Here is a 24,654-nt window from a genome sequence, read left to right as displayed (position 1 = left end):
AATCAGTCACAGCGCCCATTCTTTGTAATGGGCTTTGTGACTTGTTTGGTCAATCCATAATCAGGGAGTGAAAGAATGGAACAGTTTTTCAAATTGGATTATCTAAATGAGCTGCTGTTGTTTAAATCGGATGATTATCAAACCATTAAAGATCAGGTCAGCTATTATTTAAGCCCTCATCGTTTTGAGGTGGAAGTGCGTGAACCGTTAAATACCCGTTTAAATGGCTTTCGCTTTGGTAATTGTGCCTTGTACGATCTTAAATATAGTGCCCCTGTGATAATCACCATTGATGAGGTTTCTGATTTTTATTTATTTCGATTGACACTGGAAGGTCAATGTAAAGTCGGTATAGAAGACCAACAGGTGCTACAGTCAGTCGGGATTATGTCGATTACGCATCCGCATACTCAACAGCAAATCCAGACCAATCAGCATTGCCGAAATATTATTTTAAAACTTGCTCAACATGATGTAGAAACCCAATTGTTTAAAATGTTGGGGCATACCAGTCATGAACCGGTTATCTTTGATATGAGCCTGTCCTGTACCGAGGAAGGCATAGACTCGATTATTGAAACCCTCAATTATTTGTGCCATGCCTATTATCATATTCAAAATTGGAGCTTTATCTCTGCGAGTTTTACCCAGTATTTAATTGAACTAATTTTATTAAAGATTCCAAATAACTATAGTGATCAGCTTAATTTGCAAAGACAGCATATTTTGCCCGGCTATCTAAAAAAAGCACAAAAATATATTCAGAATCATTTAGAACAACCGATTTCATTAGCAGATTTAAGCCAGTGTTGTGAGGTGTCGATCCGCACATTGCAAAAAGGCTTTAGCCAGTATTTACAACAAACCCCAGTTGAGTATATCCGTGATCAGCGACTTGAACGGGTACATCTGGCTTTGCAGCATGCTCAAACCAATGAAACAGTGACGGATATTGTGTTGCGTCACGGCTTCCAAAGTTTAGGGCATTTTTCTACGCTGTATAAAAAACGCTATGGGTGTTTACCTTCTAAAACTTTAAAAATGAGTCCTGTTCAAATGAGTACAATGCTTTCGTAAACTGAACACGTGTTGCGTGTTTGGATAAGCCAGCAGGTTATTGCACTTCTATGATGAATTGAAATAAATCAGGAAGATCAATGATGAAAATTACAGTTTTAGGTGGCGGTCATGGATGTTATGCAGCTGCGGCAGAAATGGCTGAAAAAGGACATGAGGTGCTGTTATGGCGCCGTGATTCAGATGCTTTGCAACAACTTGCTGCCACTGGGCAATTAAATATTAAAGATTATCAGGGTGATCGTACTGTTACGGTGGGTTTTGAAAAGAGTCAGATTAATTTGTCTGATGATTTGCAACGCGCCATTAAACATGCTGAGTTGATTATTATTCCATTACCTGCGACCACACATGATGATTTAGCCCGTCAAGCAGCGCCATTTTTTAAAGCTGGGCAAGTGGTGTACTTACCACCAGCGACATTTGGTAGTTTTATCTTTGCCAAGGCGATGCAACAAGCAGGTAACACTGCGCAAGTGGCATTTGCAGAAACGGGAACTTTGCCTTATTTGGTGCGTAAACATGGGGTGAATCAAATTGTGATTAGTGGTTATGCGACCCGTTTACCCACAGGCGTATTTCCAAGCGTATTGTCACAGCAGGCATTTCAAGTGCTTAAGCAGGCATATCCTAGTGTTGAACCCGTTGAAGACAGCTTAAGTGGTGCATTGATGAATGCTGGACCAATTATTCATCCACCTTTAATTTTGATGAATGCGGGTCCACTTGAACATTTTGAAGCGTGGGATATTCATAACGAAGGTACTCAACCCTCAATTCGTCGTGTCACCAATCAACTTGATGCGGAACGAATGCAACTACGTGAAGCATTGGGATATGCCGCACCACATTTTCCTTTGGCGGATCATTATAATCATGAAGGTGAGGGTGATGAATGGATGTATGGACGTGGGGCACATGGAAAATTAACTGACAGTGGTGACTGGCGTGAGGATATTGACTTAGATTCACATCGCTATATGTTAGAAGACACTCGTTTAGGATTATCTTTTTTAGTTTCTGTGGGACGTTGGGCAGGTGTTGCAACCCCTGTTGCTGAAGGATTGTTGAATATCGCGTCAGCGGTCACGGGTAAGGATTTATATCAACAAGGACGTACTTTTGAGCGTTTAGGTCTTGCGGATAAAAACCCAGCAGAACTGCAAGCGATTTTGCAACAAGGAGTCTAAAATGCAGATGATCGAAAAAATTGCAGTGCTCGGTGCTGGGCGTATGGGCAAAGCCATTGCGATTGCTTTTGCCTATGCAGGACTAAACGTTGATTTGATTGATGCAAAACAACGCAGTGAAGCTGAATTTGAACAATATCAAACTCAAATTCGTGCTGATTTACAGCAAGAGTTAAAGTTGCTTGAGAAAATTCAGTTTATTCAAGCGGAGCAGCAAGATTTTATTTTGGATAAGATTGCGATTTTATCTAAACAGGCTGCTACAGGCATATTGCCAAACTGTGCGTTGATCCTTGAGGCTGTACCAGAAGTAAAACAAGCCAAACAAGAAATTTTTGCTTGGCTGGATCAATATCTTTCACAGCAGTGTATTGTGGCTTCGACCACATCGACATTTTTAGTGACGGATATTGCGCAAATGATTTCGCATCCTGAGCGAGTGGTCAATGCACACTGGCTAAATCCTGCTTATCTCATGCCTTTGGTGGAGTTAAGCCGTTCTGACCGGACCTCAAATGAGGTGCTGACTCAGCTTAAGCAATTTCTACAGGCGATTGGTAAGGTACCTGTGGTTTGTAATGCCAAGGCGGGCTATATCGTGCCAAGGATTCAGGCCTTGGCAATGAATGAAGCGGCACGTATGGTTGAAGATGGAGTCGCTTCGGCAGAAGATATTGATATTGCTATTCGTACCGGTTTTGGTTTGCGTTTTTCTGTTTTAGGCTTATTGGAGTTTATTGATTGGGGCGGTGGTGATATCTTGTATTATGCCTCGCAATATTTGCAAAAAGAGCTGGGGGAGCGTTTTCGTACACCTGAAATTATTGCGGAAAATATGCGGCAGCAGCGTAATGGCCTTCGTGAAAAGCAGGGCTTTTATAATTATGCGGATGTGGATATTCATCAATATAAACAAGATGTCTTACGAACCTTTTCAGATCGAATTGAAAAAAGTAAGTTAAAACCATCGTTTAATATTTTACAGTCCGCAACGTGATGAACCGAACAATTCGCCCATTGCATTCAGCTAATGGGCGTTTATTTACAGCTTTTAGCTTGATGGCATCAAATTGAATAGCTTTTTCAACTGTGCATTTAACTGATGCAATTCTTCATCTTCAAAGGCATTTAAAATCCCAGATAAAGTCACTTGGCTGATTTGATTAATCTGCTCCACCAGTTCTTTGCCTTTGTCAGTGAGCTTGACCATCGAAATACGTTCATCAGACTCTGACGAAAAAACCTGCACAATATCATCTTCAACTAGGCGATAAATGGCTTTGGTTGCTGTGGTCAATTTAAGGGTAGAGAGGTTGGCAATTTCGGTAATACTAGCTTGTTGCAAAGCATTGGTACTTAAAATGATTTTACGACGTGTATTGTCGATACCTAGTTTTTTTATTGATTTTTCAATAAGTTGTGTGTATTTACCATTCACTTGAGAAATCCAAAAGAAAGGATAGCTTTGTAAGCTGCTAGGTTCATTATTAGGTAGAAATTGTTCTAAATGAGTAAGCATAGCAAAGTGATAACTTTATAAAGATGAATATTCATCATTATACAAAAATTAAAGAAAAAATCTTTGCTCTTTCTGATAAAAACATCTTGACAATTACATTACTTTTTCCGATATTGGTATTAAGTACAAAAATACATGGAAAAGTGAATGAATATTGTTGTACAAGAGGTACAAATAGGACGCGGTGCTTTAAAAGTCATGGTGAAAGATTCCATTGATATTCAAGGTCTAAAGACCATGATCGGGAGCAAAGCCTTGATGGATAAGCCTTCTGCAACAAAAAATGCAGAAGTGGTAGAGCGTATTTTGGCAGCGGATTGCCAAATTACTGCAAAAACCAATCTACATGAGTTGGCTTTTGGGATTACCGGGATCAATCCTGTTTTTGGCACTGCAATCAATCCTCAATATCCTGATCTTATTCCAGGTGGTTCATCGAGTGGGTCTGCTGCTGCCGTAGCCGCGGGACTGGCTGATTTCACTTTAGGTACCGATACTGGTGGTTCAATTCGTATGCCAGCGGCATGTTGTGGGGTGTATGGTTTTAAACCAACATTCAATCGCGTCAGTCGTCAAGGGATACATCCAGCCATGAGTTCGTTGGATTGCGTGGGACCATTTGCCGCTTCGGTTGCAATGATTGAAACCGCAATGCAGATAATTGATCCAAGCTTTCATGCTTTGGAAAAATTAGCGCATACGCCGAAACTGGCTTGGCTTGAGGTAAATGCAAATCCAACGGTATTGAACTGTATTCAGCTTTTTCTTGCTCAGGCGAATCTGTCAGCTACACCAGTGAAATCTGAATGGTTTGAGCCTGCTTATGATGCAGGGATGCAGATCATTAATTATGAAAATTGGCAGGCGTATGGTGAGTTAACCAAAACCGGTTTATTGGGTGACGATATCCATGCTCGCTTGCTCAAATCTGCGCAAACCACGGCGCAACAAGTAAAAGAGGCGGAAGCGGTCAAAGCACAATTTATCAATGAAATTGATGGCTTATTGGAAAAATATGATGCTGTGTTACTGCCAACCCTTCCGCAAATCCCACCCAAATTAATCGATGCAGAACATATGGTTGCACTGTTGAACTTAACTTCATTGGTGCGTCCATTCAATTTATCTGGTCATCCTGCGATTTCAATACCGCTCAAAACCAGCGAAGGACAACCAGTGGGTTTACAAATCGTGGCGAAACGAAATTCGGATGAGCTGGTGTGTGCAATTGCGAAATATATCGTGGATGCCGCGCAATAAATGACAAGGAGTTGGGTAATGAATAATTTATCGACAAAGGAATTTGTAATGGACACAACAATAACGGAATTAGAAGCACTCTGTCAAGAGATTCGAGAACGTGCTTGTACAGGCGAGTTCGATAACCAAGCGTATGTGAGTCAAGACATTATCGATAAGTTAAAGCAGATTGGAGTCTATCGTGCATTGGTACCGAAACGTTTTGGAGGCAATGAATGGTCACCTCAACAATTTTGTGAGTTGATTGAACGTTTGTCTAAAGCGGATGGGTCCGTGGGATGGGTTGCGAGTTTTGGGATGAGCCCTGCTTATTTGGGTAGCCTGCCTGAAGCAACGCTTGAAGAATTATATAAAGAGAGCCCAGATATTGTATTTGCAGCAGGTATTTTTCCACCGCAACCCGCAGATTTAAGAGCTGATGGCGTGGTGGTAAAAGGTCGATGGAAATTTTCCAGTGGTTGTATGGGAGCCGATATTATTGGAGTGGGGATTAGTCCACAGGTCAATAACACCACACAAGGTCTCCCACGTTTAGCAATTATCCCAGCAAAACAAGCGCAAATCGAAATGACTTGGGATACGGTCGGTTTAAAAGGAACAGGCAGTCATGATCTGCTGGTAGATAATGTCTTTGTAAACAATGACTGGACCTTTATTCGTGGTGAACCGTCTAAACTTTCGGAACCATTTTTTAAATATCCATCACTGTCATTGGCAACACAGGTGTTAACTGTGGTCGGGATCGGTGTTGCAGCAGCAGCGTTGGAAGAATTCCAAAAGTTAGCACCTGGCAAATCATCTATCACAGGTGGTGCTGAAATTGCCAGTCGTCCAGTCACCCAATATGAATTTGCCCAAGTCGAAGCTGAGTTTAAAGCAGCACGTGTTTGGTTCTACGACACTATGCAAATCGTTTGGAATGAGATTATTGCAGGTGGTACGCCAACGCCAGAACAGATCAGTGAGATGCGTTTGTCTTGTACCCATGTTGCTCGAGTTTGCGCACGCGTAACGCGCAAAATTCAAATGCTGGCGGGCATGACTGCAATTTATACCCATAACCCATTTAGCCGTTTTGTGAATGATACCAATGTGGTGACTCAGCATGCCTTTATGGGCGATGCCACTTTACAAAATGCCGCTTTGGTGAGCTTTGGTATGCAGCCAGCACCCGGTTATTTATAAGCCGAATTTAAATAATCACGAGATGTCCAAGGATGAATGACATGAATAGCCAGATGGATTTGACCGTTATCTTACAACGCTTAGAGCAGCTCGAAGCGCAAAACGCGATTCGTAATTGTATTCATCGTTATATGGAAATTTGTGATGGATTAAATGCCAAGACTGACCTCAATGAATTAATGGATTTATTTGATCAGGACAGTATTTGGGAAGGAATTGGTGAGAAATATGCGCAATCTTTTGGTCGCTATGCTTCATGGCAAGCCATTTTTGACATGTTTAAAAGCTATACCCAAACCGAATCACATTTTGTGATGAATGCGCATTTTGTCAGCTCAGAACAAATTTATATTGCAGGCGATCAGGCCAATGCAAGCTGGTTGATGTTGCAAACCTCGACCTTTCTCAATGGAGATAGCCATTTAAATGCCGCAAAACTCAGTGTGAAATTTAAACAGCAAACCGATGGTCTATGGAAGATCAAACATTTTCAGACTGAAAATATTTTTAGTCGCCCCGTGTCTCACTGGAACAGTACAGCGATATTGCCAGTACCGTCTCAGCAATAAGTTATGGATAAATTGAAAAGGATAATGGATATGAACAGTATTATTCCAATGCAGAATATTAATATTGATTACAGCGAGTTAGTTCAAAGTGATCGTGCGCATACCTCTTTATATAAAGATGCACGTGTCTTTGATGATGAAATGGAAAAGATTTATTACAGCACTTGGGTTTGGGTGGCACATGCCAGCGAAATTCCAGATGGTGGTAGCTATAAAACCATTAATATTGGTAAGCAACCTGTGGTCGTTGTACGTGACCGTAAGAAAAAAGTCCATGTATTGCTCAATCGTTGCCGCCATCGTGCAGCAACTGTATGTGAACATAAAAAAGGCAAAACCAACAGTTTTGTTTGCCCATATCACGGATGGAGCTATGCACTGGATGGTTCATTGCGTGGTGTACCTTCGCCTGAAAGTTACGGTGAGTGTCTGGATAAATCAGAGTTTCCATTGATTAGCCTACGTGTTGAAGAATACAACGGTATGATTTTCGCCACCTTCAAAGATGATATTGAGCCTTTAGCGGATTTCTTGGGCGCTGCGAAAAAATGGATTGATTTGTTTATGAAACAAGGCGCAGGTTATCCAATTAAAGTATTGGGTGAACATCGTTTCCGTTTCCCAGGCAATTGGAAAATCCAGCTGGAAAATACCACCGATGCTTATCATTTCCCCTTGGTACATAAGTCATTCTTAAGTTCAGTCGATGAGAAGACTGAAGAATTGTTTAATTTTGAAAATCAACCTGGCTATGTTGAAGACTTAGGCAATGGTCACAGTGTCATGGTGATGATTCCTGAGCTGGTTGATTTAGATGAAGAGTTGATGGAACGCCCAATTCAGGAACGTTTTGAAGAGCTTGCTCAAGCGTTACGTGATGAAGGACATGAAGAACTTGAAGTACGCCGTATTGTACGTGCTGTGGGTGGTTCTGGTTTTAACTTAAACCTGTTCCCAAACATTGCCTGTTCAATGGCCTTTTTCCGTGTCATGCAACCGATTTCAGTCAATGAAACTGAAATTCATCATTCCGTGATCACGATGGATGGTGGTCCACAGATTGCCAATCAATATCGCTTACGTCTACATGAACATTTCCAAGGTCCATTTGGTTTTGGTACACCTGATGACTCAGAAGCGTGGGAACGTGTGCAACATGGTGCCAATGCTGGTCATGATTTATGGATCATGTTGAACCGTGGTTTACCCGGTGAAGTAAAAACTGAAGATGGCTTAAAGAGTGATGTCAGTGCAGAAACTGGAATGCGCGCTGCTTATCAGCAGTGGAAAAAGATGATGACGGCTTAAGGAGAGTAGCATGAACATGAATTTGCAATTATTAAATGAAGTGACTGCTTTTGTTTGGGCTGAAGCTGACATGTTAGACCACAGTGAATACCGTGAATGGCTCAATCTATGGAATGAAAAAGGCGTGTATATCATTCCGATTGATCCGACACTCAAGGATTATGAAAATAATTTGAACTATGCCTATGACAACAATCATATGCGTACATTACGGGTCGAACGTTTGGAAAATGGTGAAGCGATTTCGACTGCACCCAAAGCCAATACTGTCCGTAGCGTGTCACGTATCCGTGTCGTAAAAGATGAGGATGGTGAAATCATTTTACGCTGTGCACAAAACCTCCGTGAATTCCGTAAGGAAAGCTTAAAACATTACACCGCAGATGTGATTTTTCATTTGGTTCGTGATCCAGAACAAGGCTTTAAGATCAATCGTAAAATTATCAACTTAGTCAACTCGACCGATACTTTGGCGGGTATCAGTTACATCCTCTAGGAGCGCAAAAAAATGAGACAGGTTGTTTTAGTCACGGGCGCAGCATCTGGTTTAGGGAATGTGATCGCCGAATATTTTGCAGCACAGGGGCATCAAGTGATTGTCTCTGCCAGCAGCTTAGAAAAGGCTGAAAATGCCAAAGCACGTAGTGCTAATGCGGAGAATATGTTTGCGTTAAAACTGGATATTTCAGTTGAGCAAGATTTTCATGCTGCAGTGCAGTGGATTCAAAAAAAATTCAGCAAATTGGATGTGTTGATTAATAATGCGACGGTCACTAAGGCAACTCCTGTTTTAGAGATTACTGCAGCTGACTTTGACTGGATCACCCAAGTGAATCAGCGAGGAACCTTTCAAGCGTGTCAGATTATTGGCAAATATATGGCAGATCAAGGCTATGGCCGTATCGTCAATATGGCTTCATTGGCAGGGCAAAATGGAGGCACTGCGACAGGCGCTCACTATGCTGCAACCAAAGGTGCAATTGTGACTTTGACCAAAATATTTGCCAAAGAGTTTGCTGCTAAAGGTGTGACTGTAAACGCCATAGCACCTGGGCCAATGGAATCACCGATTGTACACAGTGTGGTATCTGACGAGAAAATGGCGCAATTTATTCAAAATATCCCAGTCAAAGCATTAGGTAGTATGGAATTTATTGCTGAAACCTGTGCCTTGTTGGCAAGTCCAAACGCAGCTTTTGTCACTGGGGCGACGTGGGATATTAACGGTGGATTATTTATGCGTTAAGCCTTGGGCGAGATGCATAAAAGGGAGATAAATCATGGCTACACTCTATAACGTGGTTGTCAGAAACCGTCATGTAGAAGGTGGGAATGTTGCAGTCATGGAGTTTGAATCTGCAAATTCTGCCACATTACCAAAAATTGAAGCAGGTGCGCATATTGATGTGCACTTACCTAATGGTATGGTGCGTCAGTACTCACTATGCCAAAACCCAAAAGATGTTGGCATATTCAGATTGGGGATTTTACGTGATCCAGAATCGCGTGGTGGTTCAGTCTCGGCTTTTGAAGATTTAAAAGATGGTATGCAAATACAGGTCAGTGAGCCGAAAAATCTGTTTCCATTAGTCAAAGCCAAACATGCTGTACTGGTGGGTGGGGGGATTGGAATTACTCCTTTGATCACTATGGCCTATCAATTGGTACAAGAAAATGCATCTTTTGAACTGCATTATTGCGGGGCAAGCCCAGAGCAATGTGCCTTTGTCGATGAAATTAGAAATAGTGTATTGGCGCCCTTTACCACCTTTCATTTTAAATCGGAAGGGGCCAGCCATCGCGAGTTTTTTCAATCTGCCATTCAGGACATAGACAAAGCAAGCCATATCTATACCTGTGGTCCCAATGGATTTATGGATTGGGTGATTAATTTGGCTTTGACACAAAATTTTCCTGAGCAACAGATTCATAAGGAATATTTTCAGGTTGAGGTTGAAACCAACGGTGATGCATTTGAAGTTGTGGCTGAGCGTAGTGGCAAGATCATCATGGTCAATGCCGAAGAAACCATTCTGCAAGCACTGGCACGAGAAGGGATTGAGATTGAAATGTCTTGCGAACAGGGCGTCTGCGGAACCTGTATGTGCGATGTGATCGAAGGTGAGCCTGATCATCGTGATGTGTATTTTACTGATGAAGAAAAAGCCAGTAATGAACAAATACTGGTGTGCTGTTCCCGTGCAAAGTCAGCACGATTGGTACTGGATATTTAATTGCTTTTAACAGGATCAAGCAATTTCAGATACCGAGCTAAATAGGATAAAAGATTCAGGAGAGAATAATGAATTCATTAAAATCAATGGATGAAATCAAAATAGATCCAATGCAATTTAGACGGGCTTTGGGTAATTTTGCTACAGGTGTGACCATTGTGACGGCACAAAATGAGCAAGGTGAGAAGGTTGGAGTCACTGCAAATAGTTTTAACTCAGTGTCTTTAGACCCACCACTCATTTTATGGAGTATCGATAAAAAATCATCGAGTTTTTCTGTATTTGAGCAAGCCACACATTTTGCGGTAAATATTTTATCGGGTTCTCAAATTGAGTTATCCAATAAGTTTTCCCGTCGCAATATCGATAAGTATGAAGGTACAAGTTATCAAGTTGGCGCAGGTCAATCGCCTGTTCTGGATCATTGTTCAGCAGTGTTTGAATGTGAACGACACGAAATTATTGAAGGTGGTGATCACTGGATTATAATTGGCAAAGTCGTTAAGTTTCATGATCAAGGGCGTAGTCCGTTGGTGTATCACCAAGGTGCGTATTCAGGTGTGATTCCTCATCCATTATTACAGCTCAAAGATACTGTAGAAGCAGAAGACTTAGGCGAATTACATCAAGGGCATTTATATAGTAATGTCTGCTATTTAATGAGTCGGGCGTTTAAATTTTATCAGACCGATTATATTCCGAAGCAGTTAATCACTGGATTTCGCACCAGTGAAGCAAGATTATTATTGGTGTTGGGCAGTGGTACCGCATCCAATAAAGCAGATTTACCACGTGATATTGCTATGCCGATGCGTGAGATCGAACAAGCTGCGCTTATCTTAAAAAAAGATGGTTTATTGATTGAAACGGATGGATTTTTTAAGTTAACGGAAAAGGGCAAGAAAACCGCACATTATCTGTTTGATATTGCCGATAGCCATCAAAATGAAGTTTTTGAAAAATATCCTGAAAATGAAAAGGAAATTTTTATTAAAATTTTAAAGGATATTGCGGGGATTGTATAAGGCTTAATAAGCTGATAGGTTGAAAGGGTCTATCAGCTTTAGACTATTCGCTATTTATATAATAAACAAAAGAATTTATGAGCGAGAAGTACATTTAATATCGATTTTTGAACAGTTTAAACCGTAAAACAAGGAAGTGAGCGGATGAACCAATATGTACGTGATGCACTAATAACTTGGACGCGTAATATCAAAAATGTTTGCGGCAATTTTGAAACAGATTTTGATGGTACACGTGATTTGTTCATTGGCGAAGTTGAATGTTTTTTATTGGGCGATACTGAGATCGCTTTTATTAAAAATAATGCAAACAAAATTGTCCGAAAAGCGGATGAAATCGATCGAGTAAATAATCGTTTTTGTTTTTTGATTTTGCAGTATTCGGGCAAAATACAGTTGAACTATAAAAATGAAACCTTGAGTCTCAATGAGGGCGATATTGTATTACTCGACCCAGTTGAAACAATTTCTATGTTTCCACAAGGCTTAGTCAGTCAAATTTCTGTGCATCTGTCGCGGGAAAAATTGTTGAAAGAAAATATTAGTTCTGAATATTTTGGCAAACTCATTACGCAAAATATGAGTGGTTTTTTACTTAAAAATATTATGAAAAATATGTCTGCTGAAAACATTAAACTTTGGTATGCAACTGAAGATGGCAATGCTTTTGAAGATGCCTTGATTGCTTTAATCAAGCCGACAATTAATTATAAAAATATGCATGATTCAAATAATCTTATGGAAAAAGCAGAGCGCTATATTATTGAAAATTTAGCCAAACCAGATCTGACACCTAAGCTGATTGCTGAGCATATTGGTGTATCGTTACGGCATCTTTATCGATTATTTCTTCAAGAAAATTTATCGATTAACAAGTATATACAGCTCAAACGCTTAGAAAAAATTAAAGCAGATTTGCTTGATAAAAAAAATAAGCAAAGCTCGATTACCCAAATTGCATTGAAATGGGGATTTTGGGATGGCGCGCATTTTTCAAAAATCTTTAAAAAGAATTATGGTGTCTCTCCTAAAGAATTTAGAGAGCATGTGTTGACTTAAGTCTTTTGTTTTTTTCATGTCACTTCTAGACAAGTTCGAGGTCATTCCTGAACAAGCTAGCCCCATGCAAGTGTGTTGAAATTAAATCGATGAGAACAGTTAGGAACGACTGAATAAACTTAAAAATATTCAGTTTATCTCACGAATTTCACACATAGGAACGTGCATTTAACTATCTGTCTTAGATAGTTTAGGGATAGATGAAAAGGATGAAACTGATGCGTAAACAACGATTATTCAATGATATACAAAAAATATTGGCGCTTAACTTATCTATAGCTGCAAGCTTTTGGGGGCTGAACACACAAGCTTATGCGCATGGTGGACAGGCAGAATTAGTCCCTTTATATCAAAATATGAGCGAGCAAGGCGCTAAAGTTGTAAAAGATGATTTTACCAATACATATATGATCAGCAAAGGCTCTATAGTGGTGAGAGCTAAACCAAATTCAGATCAGGTTTTAGTCAATGGTAAGCCGTTAAAGTTAAGTGTGCCATTAATTATTAAAGAGGGTAAGCCTGTAATTGGCAAAGACTTTTTCAATGAAGTATTTCAGTCTGGCTTAGATCAAACATTTAAAATTGAAAACACGTTTCACCCACTCAATAGTTTAAATACAGAAGAAATCAAAAAAACATTTGAGAGCATTAATCGCTCAAAATATGCCTATAAAAATATGCGTTTTGCCGAGTTAAAGCTGAAAGAACCTGAAAAAGCCAAAGTGTGGGATTATTTTATTAACCACAAAGACTATAAAGAAGACCGTATAGCATCTTTTATTTTATTAAAAGGTAATCAAGCGATTGAAGGTGAGGTGAACCTTCATACTCAGCAAGTTACAAAATGGAATGTATTAAAAGATACACATGGAATGATCCTGCTAGATAACTTCGAGACAGTCCAGCGTGTGATTGAGTCAAGCAAAGAATATCAGGAAGCTTTACGTAAACGAGGCGTAACAGATGTTAAAAAGGTCATTACCAATCCTTTAACTGTTGGATATTTTGGCGGTAAGGATGGTTTAGACAAACAATTGAACGTTTTAAAAGTCGTGTCATATCTAGATACAGGCGATGGCAATTATTGGGCACATCCTATTGAAAATTTAGTTGCTGTGGTTGATCTAGATAAAGAAAAAATTATTAAAATTGAAGAAGGGGCAATGATTCCCGTTCCGATGGCAGATCGACCTTATGCGACTAAAAATACGCAACCCCCGAAAATTAAACCACTGAACATTATTGAACCTGAAGGTAAAAACTTCACAATTACTGGACAGACTGTACATTGGGGAAACTGGTGTTTCCATGTTGGACTAGATTCTCGTGTTGGCCTACAGCTTTCAACCGTGACTTATAAAGATAAGGGTGTAAAGCGTAAAGTCATGTATGAGGGCAACCTTGGTGGAATGGTTGTTCCATATGGTGACCCAGATATGGGATGGTACTTTAAATCTTATCTAGACTCAGGTGAGTATGGTATGGGAACACTCACTTCATCGATTCAACTGGGAACAGATGCGCCAGAAAATGCGGTTTTACTGGATGCCGTGATTGCTGACTACAAAGGGCAGCCCCAAGTTATTCCAAATGCGATCGCAATTTTTGAGCGATACGCTGGACCTGAGTATAAGCATCAAGAAATTTTTGGTGATCAGGATGCAAGTGAAGCCCGCCGTGAGCTTGTGGTGCGGTGGATTAGTACGGTTGGAAACTATGATTACATGTTTGATTGGGTATTTGCTCAAAATGGTGTCATTGGAATTAATGCTGGTGCAACAGGAATTGAAGCTGTTAAAGGTGTTAAAGCGCGAACTATGCATGATAGTACTGCCAAAGAAGACACTAAATACGGCACGTTAATTGACCATAATATTGTTGGTACCACGCATCAACATATCTATAACTTCCGTTTAGATATGGATGTCGATGGGGAAAATAATAGCTTTATGCACATGGACCCTGTCGTAAAGGTAAATGACAGAGGTGGTGTTCGTACAAGTACGATGCAAATTGATAGTCAGGTGATTAGCAATGAGCAAAACGCTGCTGAAAAGTTTGATCCGTCGACTATTCGTTTGCTAACCAACTTTAATAAGGAAAATAAACTCGGTAACCCAGTTTCTTATCAGCTGATTCCGTTTGCTGGCGGTACACACCCTGTGGCGAAGGGGGCAAATTTTGCCAAAGATGAATGGTTATTTAAACGCCTGAATTTTATGGATAAGCAAATTTGGGTGACGCAGTACAATGCTGATGAACGCTACCCTGAAGGTAAATATTCAAATCGCTCAACGCAAGATACTGGTTTAGGACAGTTTATTCGTAACAATGACAATATTGAGAATAAAGACCTTGTGGTCTGGATGACGACAGGAACAACCCATGTAGCACGTGCTGAAGAATGGCCAATTATGCCAACAGAATGGGTTTATACCTTAATCAAACCGTGGAATTTCTTTGACAATACACCGACCTTGAACTTGGGTGATGAAAAAGAAAATACCCAGCATGAGCATCACTAAAGATGCCAATCAGCAAGTATGGGTAACCAATAAGTTACCCAAAACTTAGCGTCTTGTAGACCGTTCACAAAAAGGAATTTTGTATGAAAACGCTACTTTCTCAAGTGATGAGAGGGACTCTCTTTGTCTCAATTTTTTCAACTGTCTATGCAAGCGAAATAGAAATCCAACCGATTTTTGAAGTCACCTTGGGTGCTTTTAGCAGTGGGAAAAGTTATAACGGTGAAAACATAGCTGAGCAAAGAATAAATTGGCAAGAAGGGCATCTTAAATATGGTGCAAAAGGACAATACACATTGAATAACAACCAACTCTATGCAGGTTTGAGTGGGATTAGCTCAGCCACATTTGGAGAGGGGGATGCAGGACAAAATAGTAATGGTAAAGAACGTAAAACTGATGTGAACGAATGGGTCATTGGTTTTAAAGATGGTACTCATAAAGATCAATTGACCACATATGATTTAAGTATTGGTCGACAAAATATAATGATTGGGGACGGTTTTTTTATTGCTGGTGATGCATTAAACCTTGGGAAACTACCCGCAGATGGCGCATTAGACCGTGGAGGGACCTATTATCTGGCGGCACGACGCAGTTTTGATTTTACCAGTCTGCTGCAATATAAATTGCAAGATCATACAACCTTAAAACTGGCCTATTTAAAATCGAATAATAAAGCACAATTTTCATCAGAACTCTTTGTAACTGATCTGATGTATCAACTTAATGATAAAGGTATCGGATTTACTTACTTAAATGTATTAGATCTTGACGATGCCGAGCATATTTCAGGGCGGGAAGATCTTAAAAATTATGCTTTACGTTTGAATTATCAACTGTTACCAGAATTACAAATTAAATCTGAATTTGTTGTTCAAGACAAAAAGGAACACCAAGAAAATGCAGGTTATTTAGGACTGAACTATAACTTTTTATCCTCAAAATATACGCCTTCGCTAGGCTATCGCTTTAGTCGTTTTTCAGACCAATATGATCCCATGTTTTATGGAAATACCGTGGGATTTGGAACATGGTTTCAGGGGGAGGTTGCTGGAAACTATGCGGGTCCTTTCAATAAAAATGCCGATATTCATCAAATATCTTACATGATGAATTTAAAAGAAAATTTTATATTAGGTGCTTTGGCACATAAGTTTAAAACAGTAAATAAAGCTTTAACAAATGTTGATGGACATGAGTTGGATGTGTTTTCGGTCTGGTCTGTAAATAAAAACGTTACCGTTATTCCGCTCATTGGGCTGTATAAACCGAAGCAAGATATCCATAGTGGCGGTACTCAAAACTATGATGATAAGACCAATCTATATGCTCAATTGATTTTGCAATATATCTATTAATTAAGCCCTTTAAAGTTAAGTGTGAGGAATAAAAATGAATGAAGTCAAAATATTAGATAGCGTACAGACTTTTTTGAATAGAGCGCATGGACATTTTATTGACGGAAAGTGGGTTGCTGCTCAACATTCAAATAAAGTTGATATTGTAAACCCCTCTACCGAACAAGTCATTGCTCAGATCAGTATCGCTAGTCAACAAGATGTTGTAGATGCAGTATCCAGTGCAGATCATGCTTTTCAAAATGCTTGGGCTGAAACGACACCGTATCAACGTGGTGTAAAACTAAATAAATTGGCAGATTTAATTGAGCAATATGCTGAGGAACTTGCGCAACTAGAGTCTTTGTCTACTGGAAAATTAATTCATATTTCCCGTCATCTTGAAGTGGCACAATCTATTATTTTTTTAAGATATTTTGCTGGTTGGGCTACCAAGATTCATGGTCAAACCATGCAACCTTCTATTCCTTCTACACAAGGTGAAAAATATACCGCATTTACCTTAAGGCAGCCTGTTGGGGTCGTCGCGGGTATTGTTCCGTGGAATTTTTCACTCATGATTGGCATTTGGAAAATTGGTTCAGCTTTAACAACAGGCTGTAGCATTGTGCTGAAACCCAGTGAATTTGCCAGTTTGTCATTGCTACGTTTAGCGGAGTTAGCAATTGAAGCGGGTATTCCAGCAGGTGTGATCAATGTCGTGACGGGTAAAGGCGAAACTGGGCAATATCTGATTGAGTCACCCTTGGTTAAAAAGGTTTCTTTCACAGGCTCAGTACCTACGGGGATTGCTATTGGTAAGCTTGCGATGAGCAGTGATTTAACTCGTGTTAGCTTGGAGTTGGGGGGTAAAAATGCGATTGCCATTTTGGCTGATGCAAATATAGATGAGATTTTACCTACCTTGATACAAGCAACTTTTGTGCATCAAGGCCAAGTATGTGCATCGCCAGAACGTTTTTTTGTGCATCAGACAAAATATGATGAGCTTGTTGCAAAGCTTTCTAAAGCATTATCTCAATTTAAAATTGGATCGGCTATGGATGAAAGCAGTATGTTTGGTCCGCTGTCTAACCGACCTCACTTTGATAAAGTAAAGCATTATTTAGATTTGGCCAAAGCCAATAATCAAATTATTGCTGGTGGAGATACTTTGCAACAAACAGGTTATTTTGTCGAACCGACTTTAATTTCTTTAAAAGCGATTGATGATCCATTATTTTTAGAAGAGACCTTTGGCCCAATTGTAGGATTAATGCCATTTGAAACGGACGAAGAACTCATTCAGCTGATGAATCATTCTCGGTTTGGTTTAACCGCAAGTATTTGGACCAATGATTTGTCCAAAGCTTTGCGTTTAATACCGAAAATTGAAGCGGGTACTTTATGGGTCAATATGCATACTTTTTTAGATCCGTCGGTTCCATTTGGTGGTGTGAAAGCTTCAGGAACTGGTCGAGAGTTTTCAGATGCATTTATTGAAGATTTCACTGAATTAAAATCAGTGATGATTCGCTATTAAAAATGTGCATAGATATTTAAAAGTAGGTAGCACAGTCTAAAAAGAGTGGTATCGCTTCCAGTGATCTACTGATTGCGAATATAGGCTTGATAAGTTCTGAAAATATATAAGTTGAACAAGCTTTAAAATTTAAACAGCCCAATATATCTATATATTGGGCTGTTTCGAGTAAAAATTAATAGGTTAAAGTCATACTTTGTTGTGTTGCTTGATCAATTTGCTTTTGGCTTACTGCATCATCCTTACATTGATAGTTTTCAAATAATGGGAGCTGATCGGCAAAGTGTGCATCGGTCTTTCCATTGCGATGAATAAATCCACTTTGACCAGGTGCAAGAATTGAACACATGCTGACTTGATTGGGATTGAGTACCACTCTAAAGGTTGCACTCCCTGTATTCCCATAGGTGCTCAGCTGTTGTTGATGCGCCTGATCAGCCCATGGAATACCCACTGAGTTTTTGTTGGAGAATCCCATTGTGGCAACAGGAATTTTCCAATCATTGGGTTGGTCTGAATGATATTGTTTTGAAAGCTGAATTAAGGTGTTTTCCAAGGCAGTTAACACCACATCATCTGCTGATTGTCCTTTTAAGAAATCAACGGTTTGAGCAACGCTGGCTTGTTTGCCTTGCAGTGCATTCCAGATCAGTTTAGATGCATTCGCAGGTTGTGTACTCCGTGGGTCATTATTTACTGGGTAAAGGGTATCTGTATAACGTGCATAAATATTTTCAGATAGATTTGGTTTAAGCACCAATTCAATCATTTGATTGAGCCATGTACGCATAATGACAGGTGCTGCGCCTTGATAGAATTTAGCCTCACTGTCAGGACGAAGTTTGAAGTCCCAACTCGCCAATATCGGTGCGATTTTCTTTGCTAAAGGTGATGCGTTCGGGCTTTGCGCAGCTTTGACCATATAAGGAATAAAATAACGCGCATTCAGATCCGACCAAGCGCCCATTTTATTGATATCCCAAATGTCTTGTTGGCTTAATTTTGCTTTACTTTCTAGGGGTTCAATCAGTTCATTGACACGGTCAACATGAGAGAAGTTGGAGGAATCGGAACGTAAATCCGCATAAGCTTTATTGTTCCAACTGCTAATATAGCCTTTTTCAGGGTTATAGGCTTTGGGATTATGTGAGAAATCATAGAAACCCTGCCATTCCATTGAGCCATCACCTTGAGCAGGCAGTTGAATATGCTGGTTTTCAGGGCGGATCGGTAAACGACCCAATGCAGCGACACCAATATTATTTTGGGTATCGGCATAAAACCACGTAATCGAAGCCGCGACACGTTTGGCTTGATCTAGGAATTCTTGCCAGTTGCTCGCTTTTGCTGCATTGGCCCAGCCCAATAAAGTTTCAATCTCTACACCTTCCCAGCTACGTTTTTGTGCATAGGCGGTATGATTTTTTTCATCCCATGTGCTGACAAAGCCTTGTTTACTTTGATACACATCTAAAACGTGGTCTGGTTGATTACGGACTTTAATTTTGATCTGTTGATGTTCAAAGGGAATATAACTGCCTTGATAACGATACTGTTTTGGATTGCTCGGATTTAAGCTGAGTTGATAGACGTCATTGGTATCAAGCGAACCGACAGTTGAACCCCAAGCAATTTTTCCATTGGTTCCAAATAGAATTGCAGGTAGACCGACGGGGGTAATCCCGGTGAGATTATAGCCAGCACCATGTAACCCAACCGCATAAGTAATGGCAGGCGTGTACCAGCCTTGTTGAGGGCCATTATATAAAACCGTTTGGCCTTCTACCGTTTTATCTCCTTTGACCACCCAGGCATTACTGGCTGTAGGGACGCCATCAACCACACTTTTACCCAATGCAATACGCGCTTGAGCTAAATAGTTTTTGGCTGCTTGGTCTGAGATAGGCGCTATACCTTTTAACATGTGTTGCTGATGTGCTGAAACTTGTGGTTTTGCTTTAGATTGAATAATTGTAGGAGCACTCGGATCATCTAGCCAACGTAATTGCTGATAAACTTTTAATCCTGTTTCCTGACCTTTTTCTTTTTGTAGTTGAGTCAGTAAATCTAAGTTTGAGACTTCTGAACTGGCTGAAAAAAAGCGATTGAGAATTAAGCCCACCCAGACCATTGCGATATCTTCTTGCTGCCATGTCGATGGTTTAAAGTCATAATCAATAAATTCTTTAGGCATCAGCTCTGGATTGGCCAAAACCTCTTGGACACGCTTATTAAAACCAGCAGCATAACCATCGAAAATGGCACGATCTTCAGGAGAAAGTCGGGCAATTTGTTGTTTAATCTGTTCAGGATTAAAGCGACTATGGGTTGCAATATCATATTGTAGATAATCGGGACCGAGCACTTCAGCAACAGTGCCTAAACCTGTACGTTTTGACATTTCCATTTGAAATAAACGATCAGTTGCGACTGCATAAGCATAGCCATAAAAAAGACCATAAGTATCCTTGGCATAGACATGCGGTGTGCCAAAATTGTCACGTTGAATCGTGACCTGTTTTTGCACTGGGTTTGATTCTAAACGAGAGGATGAACTACATCCTGCAAGCAATAAACAACTTAAAACACCTAATTTGATTAAGTGGTGTTTATCGCTCAGTTGATTATTTGAGGGGCTTTTTTTCAATTGAAATATCCTTTTCATTATTGTTGAGAAATAGAGTGTTGGGAAATAAATGCTTTTAGATGTTTTCTAAAAACAGCAGATTTATCGATATGCAGGTCCTGATTAAATAAAATGATTGTTATTTTTATATGTAATTTTCTATTACTTTGTGGGTATATATTTATACTTTTAAATAAAGAGGCTTAGGGTCTGTTGATAATTCGTCTATGTTTGCGACTACGTATGTTTTTTAGGCGATACTAGGCGCGAAATACGAAATTTAGTCATTCTAAATGATGAGAAACACTGTTTCGCAAGGTAACGACGTAGCGGCAAAAAACATACTAGTCCCCCCGCTGCGCCTTGCGCTGCAAACAAAGCAGTGCTTTGTTCTTGCTCAGGGTTGTGGCTAAAATTATCTCAGCCTTCGTTATGAAACTCGAAAATAGTCTCGCTATTCTCATTCATGCTTTACGACGTATACGTCTCATGCTCAATTTTAACCTACAACGCAAGCCATTTATGAAATGTCAACAGACCCTATTTTAAAGTGTTTGGTACTGAGTTTTATCTCATCATTTTATTTTAAATATGCTTTATCAAGTCTTGATGAAATGCCAAAAATAAAGGGATATGTTCTATCCCTTTATGCTGCGTCAAAAATTAAGTGTCAAAGCTCAGTCGTAAGAATTTCAGAGAGAAATTTTTCAAGTGCAGCATTGAATGCTTCAGGACATTCAGTATTTGAAATATGCGATGCTTGAATTTCCACAAGTTGGGATTGCGGAATGTGCTGTTGCATAAATTGCCCATCTGCAACTGTAGTTACAGGGTCTTGCGTTCCTGCAATGACCAAAACTGGAATCGTGATATCTTTGAGTTGATTGCGGACATCCGCTTTAGCCAAAGCCTCACAACAATTGGCATAACCTATTGCGCTGCCAGCACTTAAGTCGTTACACAGATTATTGACAATTGCAGGATGACTTTGGATAAAGGGATCTGTAAACCAACGTGATGCAGCGGTTGCTGCGATGCTGGTTAAACCTTGTTCTCGGACAAGTTGGGCACGATCTAGCCATGCTTGTTCTTGTCCAATTTTTGCTGCGGTATTACTGATAACAACAGCATTAAATCGTTGTGGATAATGAATGGCTAACCATTGACCTGTTAACCCCCCCATAGAAATGCCACAGAAACTGGCTTTTTCAATATTTAAATGATCCAGTAATCGAATCACATCTTCAGCCAATTGGGGCAAGGTATAAGGACCTTGTGGCGCAGATGAAGAACCATGTCCACGGGTGTCATAGCAAATGACAAAAAAGCGTTCTTTAAAATAATTGAACTGCTTTTGCCACATGCTATAGTTGGTCCCTAAGGAATTTGAAAAGACCAGTGCAGGGGAGTTAGGGTTTCCAAAACTTTGATAATAAATCTGTGCATCCGCTGATTGAAAAGTTGGCATTGCTCGTTCCTTAATTTTGATCAACACGTTGAATAATTAATGCAATACCTTGTCCCACCCCAATACACATTGAACATAGAGCATATTTACCTTTGATCTGTTCAAGTTGATTTAAGGCAGTCGTCACCAGTCTGGCACCTGATGCGCCCAAAGGATGACCTAAGGCAATTGCCCCACCATTAGGATTGACGCGTGCATCATCATCTGCCAAACCTAAATCACGGGTTACCGCCAAAGCTTGGGCAGCAAAAGCTTCATTTAGTTCAATCACATCCATTTGCGCTAAACTAAGATCAGCTTGTTTAAGCAGTTTCTTAATCGCAGGCGCAGGTGCAAAGCCCATAATTCGTGGTTCAACACCCACCGTGGTTGCTGCAATAATTTTGCCACGTGGTTTTAATTGGTATTTTTCTACAGCTTCGTCTGAGGCAATCAATAATGCCGCTGCACCATCATTAATCCCTGATGCATTACCCGCCGTGACCGTACCATCAGCTTTGACCACACCTTTAAGTTTTGTCAGCGCAGCTAAAGTGGTTGATGCACGTGGATGTTCATCGGTATCCACAAGCACAGCATCACCTTTACGCTGTGGAATAGTGACGGGCACAATCTCATTTTGGAAAAAACCTTGAGCTTGTGCAGCCGCAGTACGTTGTTGGCTATTTAGCGCAAACTGATCTTGATCCACACGGTTAATATTGAATTGTTCTGCCACGTTTTCAGCGGTTTGTGGCATGCTGTCCACACCATACAATTCTTTGAGTTTTGGATTGATAAAGCGCCAGCCCATGGTGGTGTCTTCAATCTTTTGACTGCGTCCAAAAGCACTGTCCGACTTGCCCATCACATAGGGCGCACGGCTCATGCTTTCTACACCACCGGCAATGATTAAATCTGCTTCATTGGCTTTAATGGCGCGAGCTGCCATGGCAATCGCATCCAGTGACGATCCACATAGACGGTTCACAGTGGTTGCTGGCACTTGGTAGGGCACACCTGCCAATAATGCTGACATACGCCCGACATTACGATTGTCTTCACCGGCTTGATTTGCACAGCCATAGATCACATCATCGACTTGCTGCCAATCTACCGTTGGATTACGTTGTATCAATGCTTGAATTGGAATTGCACCGAGGTCATCTGCACGTATTGGCGCAAGACCACCAGCATAACGACCAAATGGGGTACGGATGGCATCTATGATGTAAGCGTTTTTCATGTTGTTTATATCCTTAAATAATCTCCCTTGCGCTGCTACAGCCGCAGCTCACCTCTTTGTAAAAGAAGAAGTTCCCCCTCTTTCATAAAGAGGGGTTAGGGGAGATTTAATCATTCCGTTAGGAGAGATTTAATCATTCCGCAAGGGAGGGATTTATTATCCCTGTGTCGCATCAATCAATTGAGCACCCGTCAAAGCCTGTAATTCTTCAAAGCTTAGACCTGCAACTTTTTCAAGCACTTTTAAGCCATCTGTAGTCACATCAATCACGCATAAGTCGGTATAAATACGATCAACACAATGTTTGCCTGTTACTGGATAGCTCAGTTCTTCAACAATCTTAGGTTCACCTTGCTTAGTCACATGATCTGTGGTGATAAAGACTTTCTTGGCCCCTACAGCCAAATCCATTGCACCACCCACCGCAGGAATCGCATCTGGCGCACCGGTATGCCAGTTGGCAAGATCGCCATTGGCTGCCACTTGGAATGCACCCAATACAGCAATATCCAGATGTCCACCACGCATCATGGCAAAAGAATCACCATGATGGAAAAACGAGCCACCCGTTAGCATAGTCACATATTCTTTGCCTGCATTAATCAGCTCAGGATCTTCTTCACCTTTGGCAGGTGGAGGACCAAAAGCCAATAAACCATTTTCAGAATGCAAAAATACATCTTTGTCTGTTGGCAGATATTTTGAAATCTTGGTCGGTAAACCAATGCCTAAATTGACATAAGCCCCATCGGGAATATCTTGGGCAACACGTTCAGCAATTTGGTCACGGCTTAGTTTTTGGTAGCTCATTGTTATTCTCCATTACCATTGGCTGCATCAACTGCAACCACATGCTGAACAAAAATTCCTGGGGTAATAATGTGTTCAGGATCGAGTTGACCTAATTCAACCAGCTCTGAAACCTGTGCAATGGTGACATCTGCAGCCATCGCCATGATTGGACCAAAGTTACGTGCTGATTTGTTATAAACCAAGTTGCCCCAACGGTCGCCTTGATGTGCTTTAATCAGTGCGAAGTCTGCTTTAATCGGATATTCAAGCACGTAGTCTTTGCCATCGATATGACGAGTTTCTTTGCCGTCTGCCAATAAGGTGCCAAAACCTGTTGGGGTAAACACTGCACCTAAACCCATCCCAGCAGCTTGAATACGACACGCGAGATTGCCTTGAGGAACCAGTTCAAGTTCGATCTTGCCCGCATGATAGAGTTCATCAAATACCCAAGAATCAGACTGACGTGGGAAAGAACAAATGATTTTACGGACTGCACCCGATTTAAGCAGTTTAGCCAGACCGTAATCGCCATTGCCTGCATTATTATTGACAATCACCAGATCTTTAACGCCAAGTTCAATCAGCCCATCGATCAGCTCTGCGGGCTGTCCTGCTGTTCCAAAGCCACCAATCATAATGGTTGCACCATTTTTGATGTGTGACAGAACCTCAGTCAACGAGAGCTTACTTTTATCAATCATAAGAC

The 24,654-nt window shown here is 40.5% G+C and carries 21 protein-coding genes; 15 read left to right on the top strand and 6 right to left on the bottom strand.

What is annotated here, in order from left to right:
* Nucleotides 1-75: 75 nt before the first annotated feature.
* The 3 genes from CQZ96_RS06180 to CQZ96_RS06170 all read left to right on the top strand — a co-directional run bounded on the left by CQZ96_RS06180 (nt 76) and on the right by CQZ96_RS06170 (nt 3,264).
* Nucleotides 76-1,077: an AraC family transcriptional regulator gene (locus CQZ96_RS06180; RefSeq protein ID WP_105714290.1), complete on the top strand. Its 1,002-nt coding sequence runs from the start codon at nt 76-78 to the stop codon at nt 1,075-1,077.
* Between the two features lie 83 nt (nt 1,078-1,160).
* A complete protein-coding gene (locus CQZ96_RS06175; RefSeq protein WP_105714291.1) occupies nt 1,161-2,267 on the top strand; it encodes an NAD/NADP-dependent octopine/nopaline dehydrogenase family protein in 1,107 nt (368 codons plus the stop codon).
* 1 nt (nt 2,268) lies between these two features.
* A complete protein-coding gene (locus CQZ96_RS06170) occupies nt 2,269-3,264 on the top strand; it encodes a 3-hydroxybutyryl-CoA dehydrogenase (protein WP_105714292.1) in 996 nt (331 codons plus the stop codon).
* Nucleotides 3,265-3,318: 54 nt separating this feature from the next.
* Here CQZ96_RS06170 and CQZ96_RS06165 read toward each other — a convergent pair whose 3' ends face one another.
* On the bottom strand, nt 3,319-3,786 hold the full coding sequence (locus CQZ96_RS06165) for a MarR family winged helix-turn-helix transcriptional regulator (protein WP_004721604.1): 468 nt from the start codon (nt 3,784-3,786) through the stop codon (nt 3,319-3,321).
* Nucleotides 3,787-3,933: 147 nt separating this feature from the next.
* Here CQZ96_RS06165 and CQZ96_RS06160 point away from each other — a divergent pair, with 147 nt between their 5' ends.
* From CQZ96_RS06160 to CQZ96_RS06105, 12 genes are all read left to right on the top strand, one after another.
* Nucleotides 3,934-5,046 carry an amidase gene (locus CQZ96_RS06160; protein WP_105714293.1) on the top strand — a complete coding sequence of 371 codons (1,113 nt, stop codon included), beginning with the start codon at nt 3,934-3,936 and terminating at the stop codon, nt 5,044-5,046.
* An 18-nt stretch (nt 5,047-5,064) separates the two neighbouring features.
* A complete protein-coding gene (locus tag CQZ96_RS06155) occupies nt 5,065-6,231 on the top strand; it encodes an acyl-CoA dehydrogenase family protein (protein ID WP_105714294.1) in 1,167 nt (388 codons plus the stop codon).
* 41 nt (nt 6,232-6,272) lie between these two features.
* Nucleotides 6,273-6,800, top strand: a complete 528-nt coding sequence (locus CQZ96_RS06150) for a nuclear transport factor 2 family protein (protein ID WP_105714295.1) — start codon at nt 6,273-6,275, stop codon at nt 6,798-6,800.
* A gap of 30 nt (nt 6,801-6,830) precedes the next feature.
* Nucleotides 6,831-8,108 carry an aromatic ring-hydroxylating oxygenase subunit alpha gene (locus tag CQZ96_RS06145; RefSeq protein ID WP_004721598.1) on the top strand — a complete coding sequence of 426 codons (1,278 nt, stop codon included), beginning with the start codon at nt 6,831-6,833 and terminating at the stop codon, nt 8,106-8,108.
* Between the two features lie 10 nt (nt 8,109-8,118).
* Nucleotides 8,119-8,604, top strand: coding sequence for an aromatic-ring-hydroxylating dioxygenase subunit beta (locus tag CQZ96_RS06140; RefSeq protein ID WP_004721595.1), 486 nt, complete (start codon nt 8,119-8,121; stop codon nt 8,602-8,604).
* Between the two features lie 12 nt (nt 8,605-8,616).
* A complete protein-coding gene (locus CQZ96_RS06135) occupies nt 8,617-9,354 on the top strand; it encodes an SDR family NAD(P)-dependent oxidoreductase (protein WP_105714296.1) in 738 nt (245 codons plus the stop codon).
* A 34-nt stretch (nt 9,355-9,388) separates the two neighbouring features.
* A complete protein-coding gene (locus tag CQZ96_RS06130) occupies nt 9,389-10,342 on the top strand; it encodes a PDR/VanB family oxidoreductase (RefSeq protein WP_105714297.1) in 954 nt (317 codons plus the stop codon).
* 65 nt (nt 10,343-10,407) lie between these two features.
* A complete protein-coding gene (locus CQZ96_RS06125; protein ID WP_171287945.1) occupies nt 10,408-11,367 on the top strand; it encodes a p-hydroxyphenylacetate 3-hydroxylase reductase component in 960 nt (319 codons plus the stop codon).
* A gap of 144 nt (nt 11,368-11,511) precedes the next feature.
* Complete coding sequence (gene feaR / locus CQZ96_RS06120) at nt 11,512-12,426, top strand: transcriptional regulator FeaR (protein WP_034614190.1); 915 nt, start codon at nt 11,512-11,514, stop codon at nt 12,424-12,426.
* Between the two features lie 209 nt (nt 12,427-12,635).
* The gene (gene tynA, locus CQZ96_RS06115) at nt 12,636-14,951 is read left to right on the top strand and encodes a primary-amine oxidase (RefSeq protein ID WP_171287943.1); all 2,316 of its coding nucleotides are present in this window, start codon (nt 12,636-12,638) and stop codon (nt 14,949-14,951) included.
* An 83-nt stretch (nt 14,952-15,034) separates the two neighbouring features.
* Complete coding sequence (locus tag CQZ96_RS06110) at nt 15,035-16,312, top strand: hypothetical protein (protein ID WP_105714300.1); 1,278 nt, start codon at nt 15,035-15,037, stop codon at nt 16,310-16,312.
* 34 nt (nt 16,313-16,346) lie between these two features.
* Nucleotides 16,347-17,834, top strand: coding sequence for an NAD-dependent phenylacetaldehyde dehydrogenase (locus tag CQZ96_RS06105; protein WP_004721583.1), 1,488 nt, complete (start codon nt 16,347-16,349; stop codon nt 17,832-17,834).
* A gap of 175 nt (nt 17,835-18,009) precedes the next feature.
* On the opposite strand, the gene CQZ96_RS06100 is transcribed toward CQZ96_RS06105, so the two are convergent.
* The 5 genes from CQZ96_RS06100 to CQZ96_RS06080 all read right to left on the bottom strand — a co-directional run bounded on the left by CQZ96_RS06100 (nt 18,010) and on the right by CQZ96_RS06080 (nt 24,649).
* The gene (locus tag CQZ96_RS06100; protein ID WP_105714804.1) at nt 18,010-20,499 is read right to left on the bottom strand and encodes a penicillin acylase family protein; all 2,490 of its coding nucleotides are present in this window, start codon (nt 20,497-20,499) and stop codon (nt 18,010-18,012) included.
* A 631-nt stretch (nt 20,500-21,130) separates the two neighbouring features.
* Nucleotides 21,131-21,928, bottom strand: a complete 798-nt coding sequence (gene pcaD / locus CQZ96_RS06095; RefSeq protein ID WP_105714805.1) for a 3-oxoadipate enol-lactonase — start codon at nt 21,926-21,928, stop codon at nt 21,131-21,133.
* A 10-nt stretch (nt 21,929-21,938) separates the two neighbouring features.
* Nucleotides 21,939-23,153, bottom strand: coding sequence for a 3-oxoadipyl-CoA thiolase (pcaF, locus tag CQZ96_RS06090; protein ID WP_151956958.1), 1,215 nt, complete (start codon nt 23,151-23,153; stop codon nt 21,939-21,941).
* 156 nt (nt 23,154-23,309) lie between these two features.
* Nucleotides 23,310-23,963, bottom strand: a complete 654-nt coding sequence (locus CQZ96_RS06085) for a 3-oxoacid CoA-transferase subunit B (RefSeq protein WP_004722148.1) — start codon at nt 23,961-23,963, stop codon at nt 23,310-23,312.
* A 2-nt stretch (nt 23,964-23,965) separates the two neighbouring features.
* Nucleotides 23,966-24,649 (bottom strand): 3-oxoacid CoA-transferase subunit A, encoded by a 684-nt coding sequence (locus tag CQZ96_RS06080; RefSeq protein ID WP_105714727.1) that lies wholly within the window; start codon nt 24,647-24,649, stop codon nt 23,966-23,968.
* Nucleotides 24,650-24,654 lie beyond the last annotated feature (5 nt).

Source organism: Acinetobacter sp. MYb10, assembly GCF_002980175.2.
In the GTDB taxonomy this organism is placed as follows: domain Bacteria; phylum Pseudomonadota; class Gammaproteobacteria; order Pseudomonadales; family Moraxellaceae; genus Acinetobacter; species Acinetobacter guillouiae.
The sequence above is the reverse complement of the archived record's forward strand: the minus strand, read 5'-3'. Positions and strand labels throughout refer to the sequence as shown.

What these genes read in the sequence shown, in the direction of transcription:
- CQZ96_RS06160 (WP_105714293.1), top strand. Translation starts at nt 3,934, where the DNA reads ATGAATATTGTTGTACAAGAGGTACAAATAGGACGCGGTGCTTTAAAA.
- CQZ96_RS06150 (WP_105714295.1), top strand. Translation starts at nt 6,273, where the DNA reads ATGAATAGCCAGATGGATTTGACCGTTATCTTACAACGCTTAGAGCAG.
- feaR (WP_034614190.1), top strand. Translation starts at nt 11,512, where the DNA reads ATGAACCAATATGTACGTGATGCACTAATAACTTGGACGCGTAATATC.
- pcaF (WP_151956958.1), bottom strand. Translation starts at nt 23,153, where the DNA reads ATGAAAAACGCTTACATCATAGATGCCATCCGTACCCCATTTGGTCGT.
- tynA (WP_171287943.1), top strand. Translation starts at nt 12,636, where the DNA reads ATGAAACTGATGCGTAAACAACGATTATTCAATGATATACAAAAAATA.
- CQZ96_RS06155 (WP_105714294.1), top strand. Translation starts at nt 5,065, where the DNA reads ATGAATAATTTATCGACAAAGGAATTTGTAATGGACACAACAATAACG.
- CQZ96_RS06110 (WP_105714300.1), top strand. Translation starts at nt 15,035, where the DNA reads ATGAAAACGCTACTTTCTCAAGTGATGAGAGGGACTCTCTTTGTCTCA.
- CQZ96_RS06140 (WP_004721595.1), top strand. Translation starts at nt 8,119, where the DNA reads ATGAACATGAATTTGCAATTATTAAATGAAGTGACTGCTTTTGTTTGG.
- CQZ96_RS06130 (WP_105714297.1), top strand. Translation starts at nt 9,389, where the DNA reads ATGGCTACACTCTATAACGTGGTTGTCAGAAACCGTCATGTAGAAGGT.
- CQZ96_RS06085 (WP_004722148.1), bottom strand. Translation starts at nt 23,963, where the DNA reads ATGAGCTACCAAAAACTAAGCCGTGACCAAATTGCTGAACGTGTTGCC.
- CQZ96_RS06175 (WP_105714291.1), top strand. Translation starts at nt 1,161, where the DNA reads ATGAAAATTACAGTTTTAGGTGGCGGTCATGGATGTTATGCAGCTGCG.
- CQZ96_RS06145 (WP_004721598.1), top strand. Translation starts at nt 6,831, where the DNA reads ATGAACAGTATTATTCCAATGCAGAATATTAATATTGATTACAGCGAG.
- CQZ96_RS06135 (WP_105714296.1), top strand. Translation starts at nt 8,617, where the DNA reads ATGAGACAGGTTGTTTTAGTCACGGGCGCAGCATCTGGTTTAGGGAAT.
- CQZ96_RS06080 (WP_105714727.1), bottom strand. Translation starts at nt 24,649, where the DNA reads ATGATTGATAAAAGTAAGCTCTCGTTGACTGAGGTTCTGTCACACATC.
- CQZ96_RS06170 (WP_105714292.1), top strand. Translation starts at nt 2,269, where the DNA reads ATGCAGATGATCGAAAAAATTGCAGTGCTCGGTGCTGGGCGTATGGGC.
- CQZ96_RS06100 (WP_105714804.1), bottom strand. Translation starts at nt 20,499, where the DNA reads ATGAAAAGGATATTTCAATTGAAAAAAAGCCCCTCAAATAATCAACTG.
- CQZ96_RS06180 (WP_105714290.1), top strand. Translation starts at nt 76, where the DNA reads ATGGAACAGTTTTTCAAATTGGATTATCTAAATGAGCTGCTGTTGTTT.
- CQZ96_RS06165 (WP_004721604.1), bottom strand. Translation starts at nt 3,786, where the DNA reads ATGCTTACTCATTTAGAACAATTTCTACCTAATAATGAACCTAGCAGC.
- pcaD (WP_105714805.1), bottom strand. Translation starts at nt 21,928, where the DNA reads ATGCCAACTTTTCAATCAGCGGATGCACAGATTTATTATCAAAGTTTT.
- CQZ96_RS06105 (WP_004721583.1), top strand. Translation starts at nt 16,347, where the DNA reads ATGAATGAAGTCAAAATATTAGATAGCGTACAGACTTTTTTGAATAGA.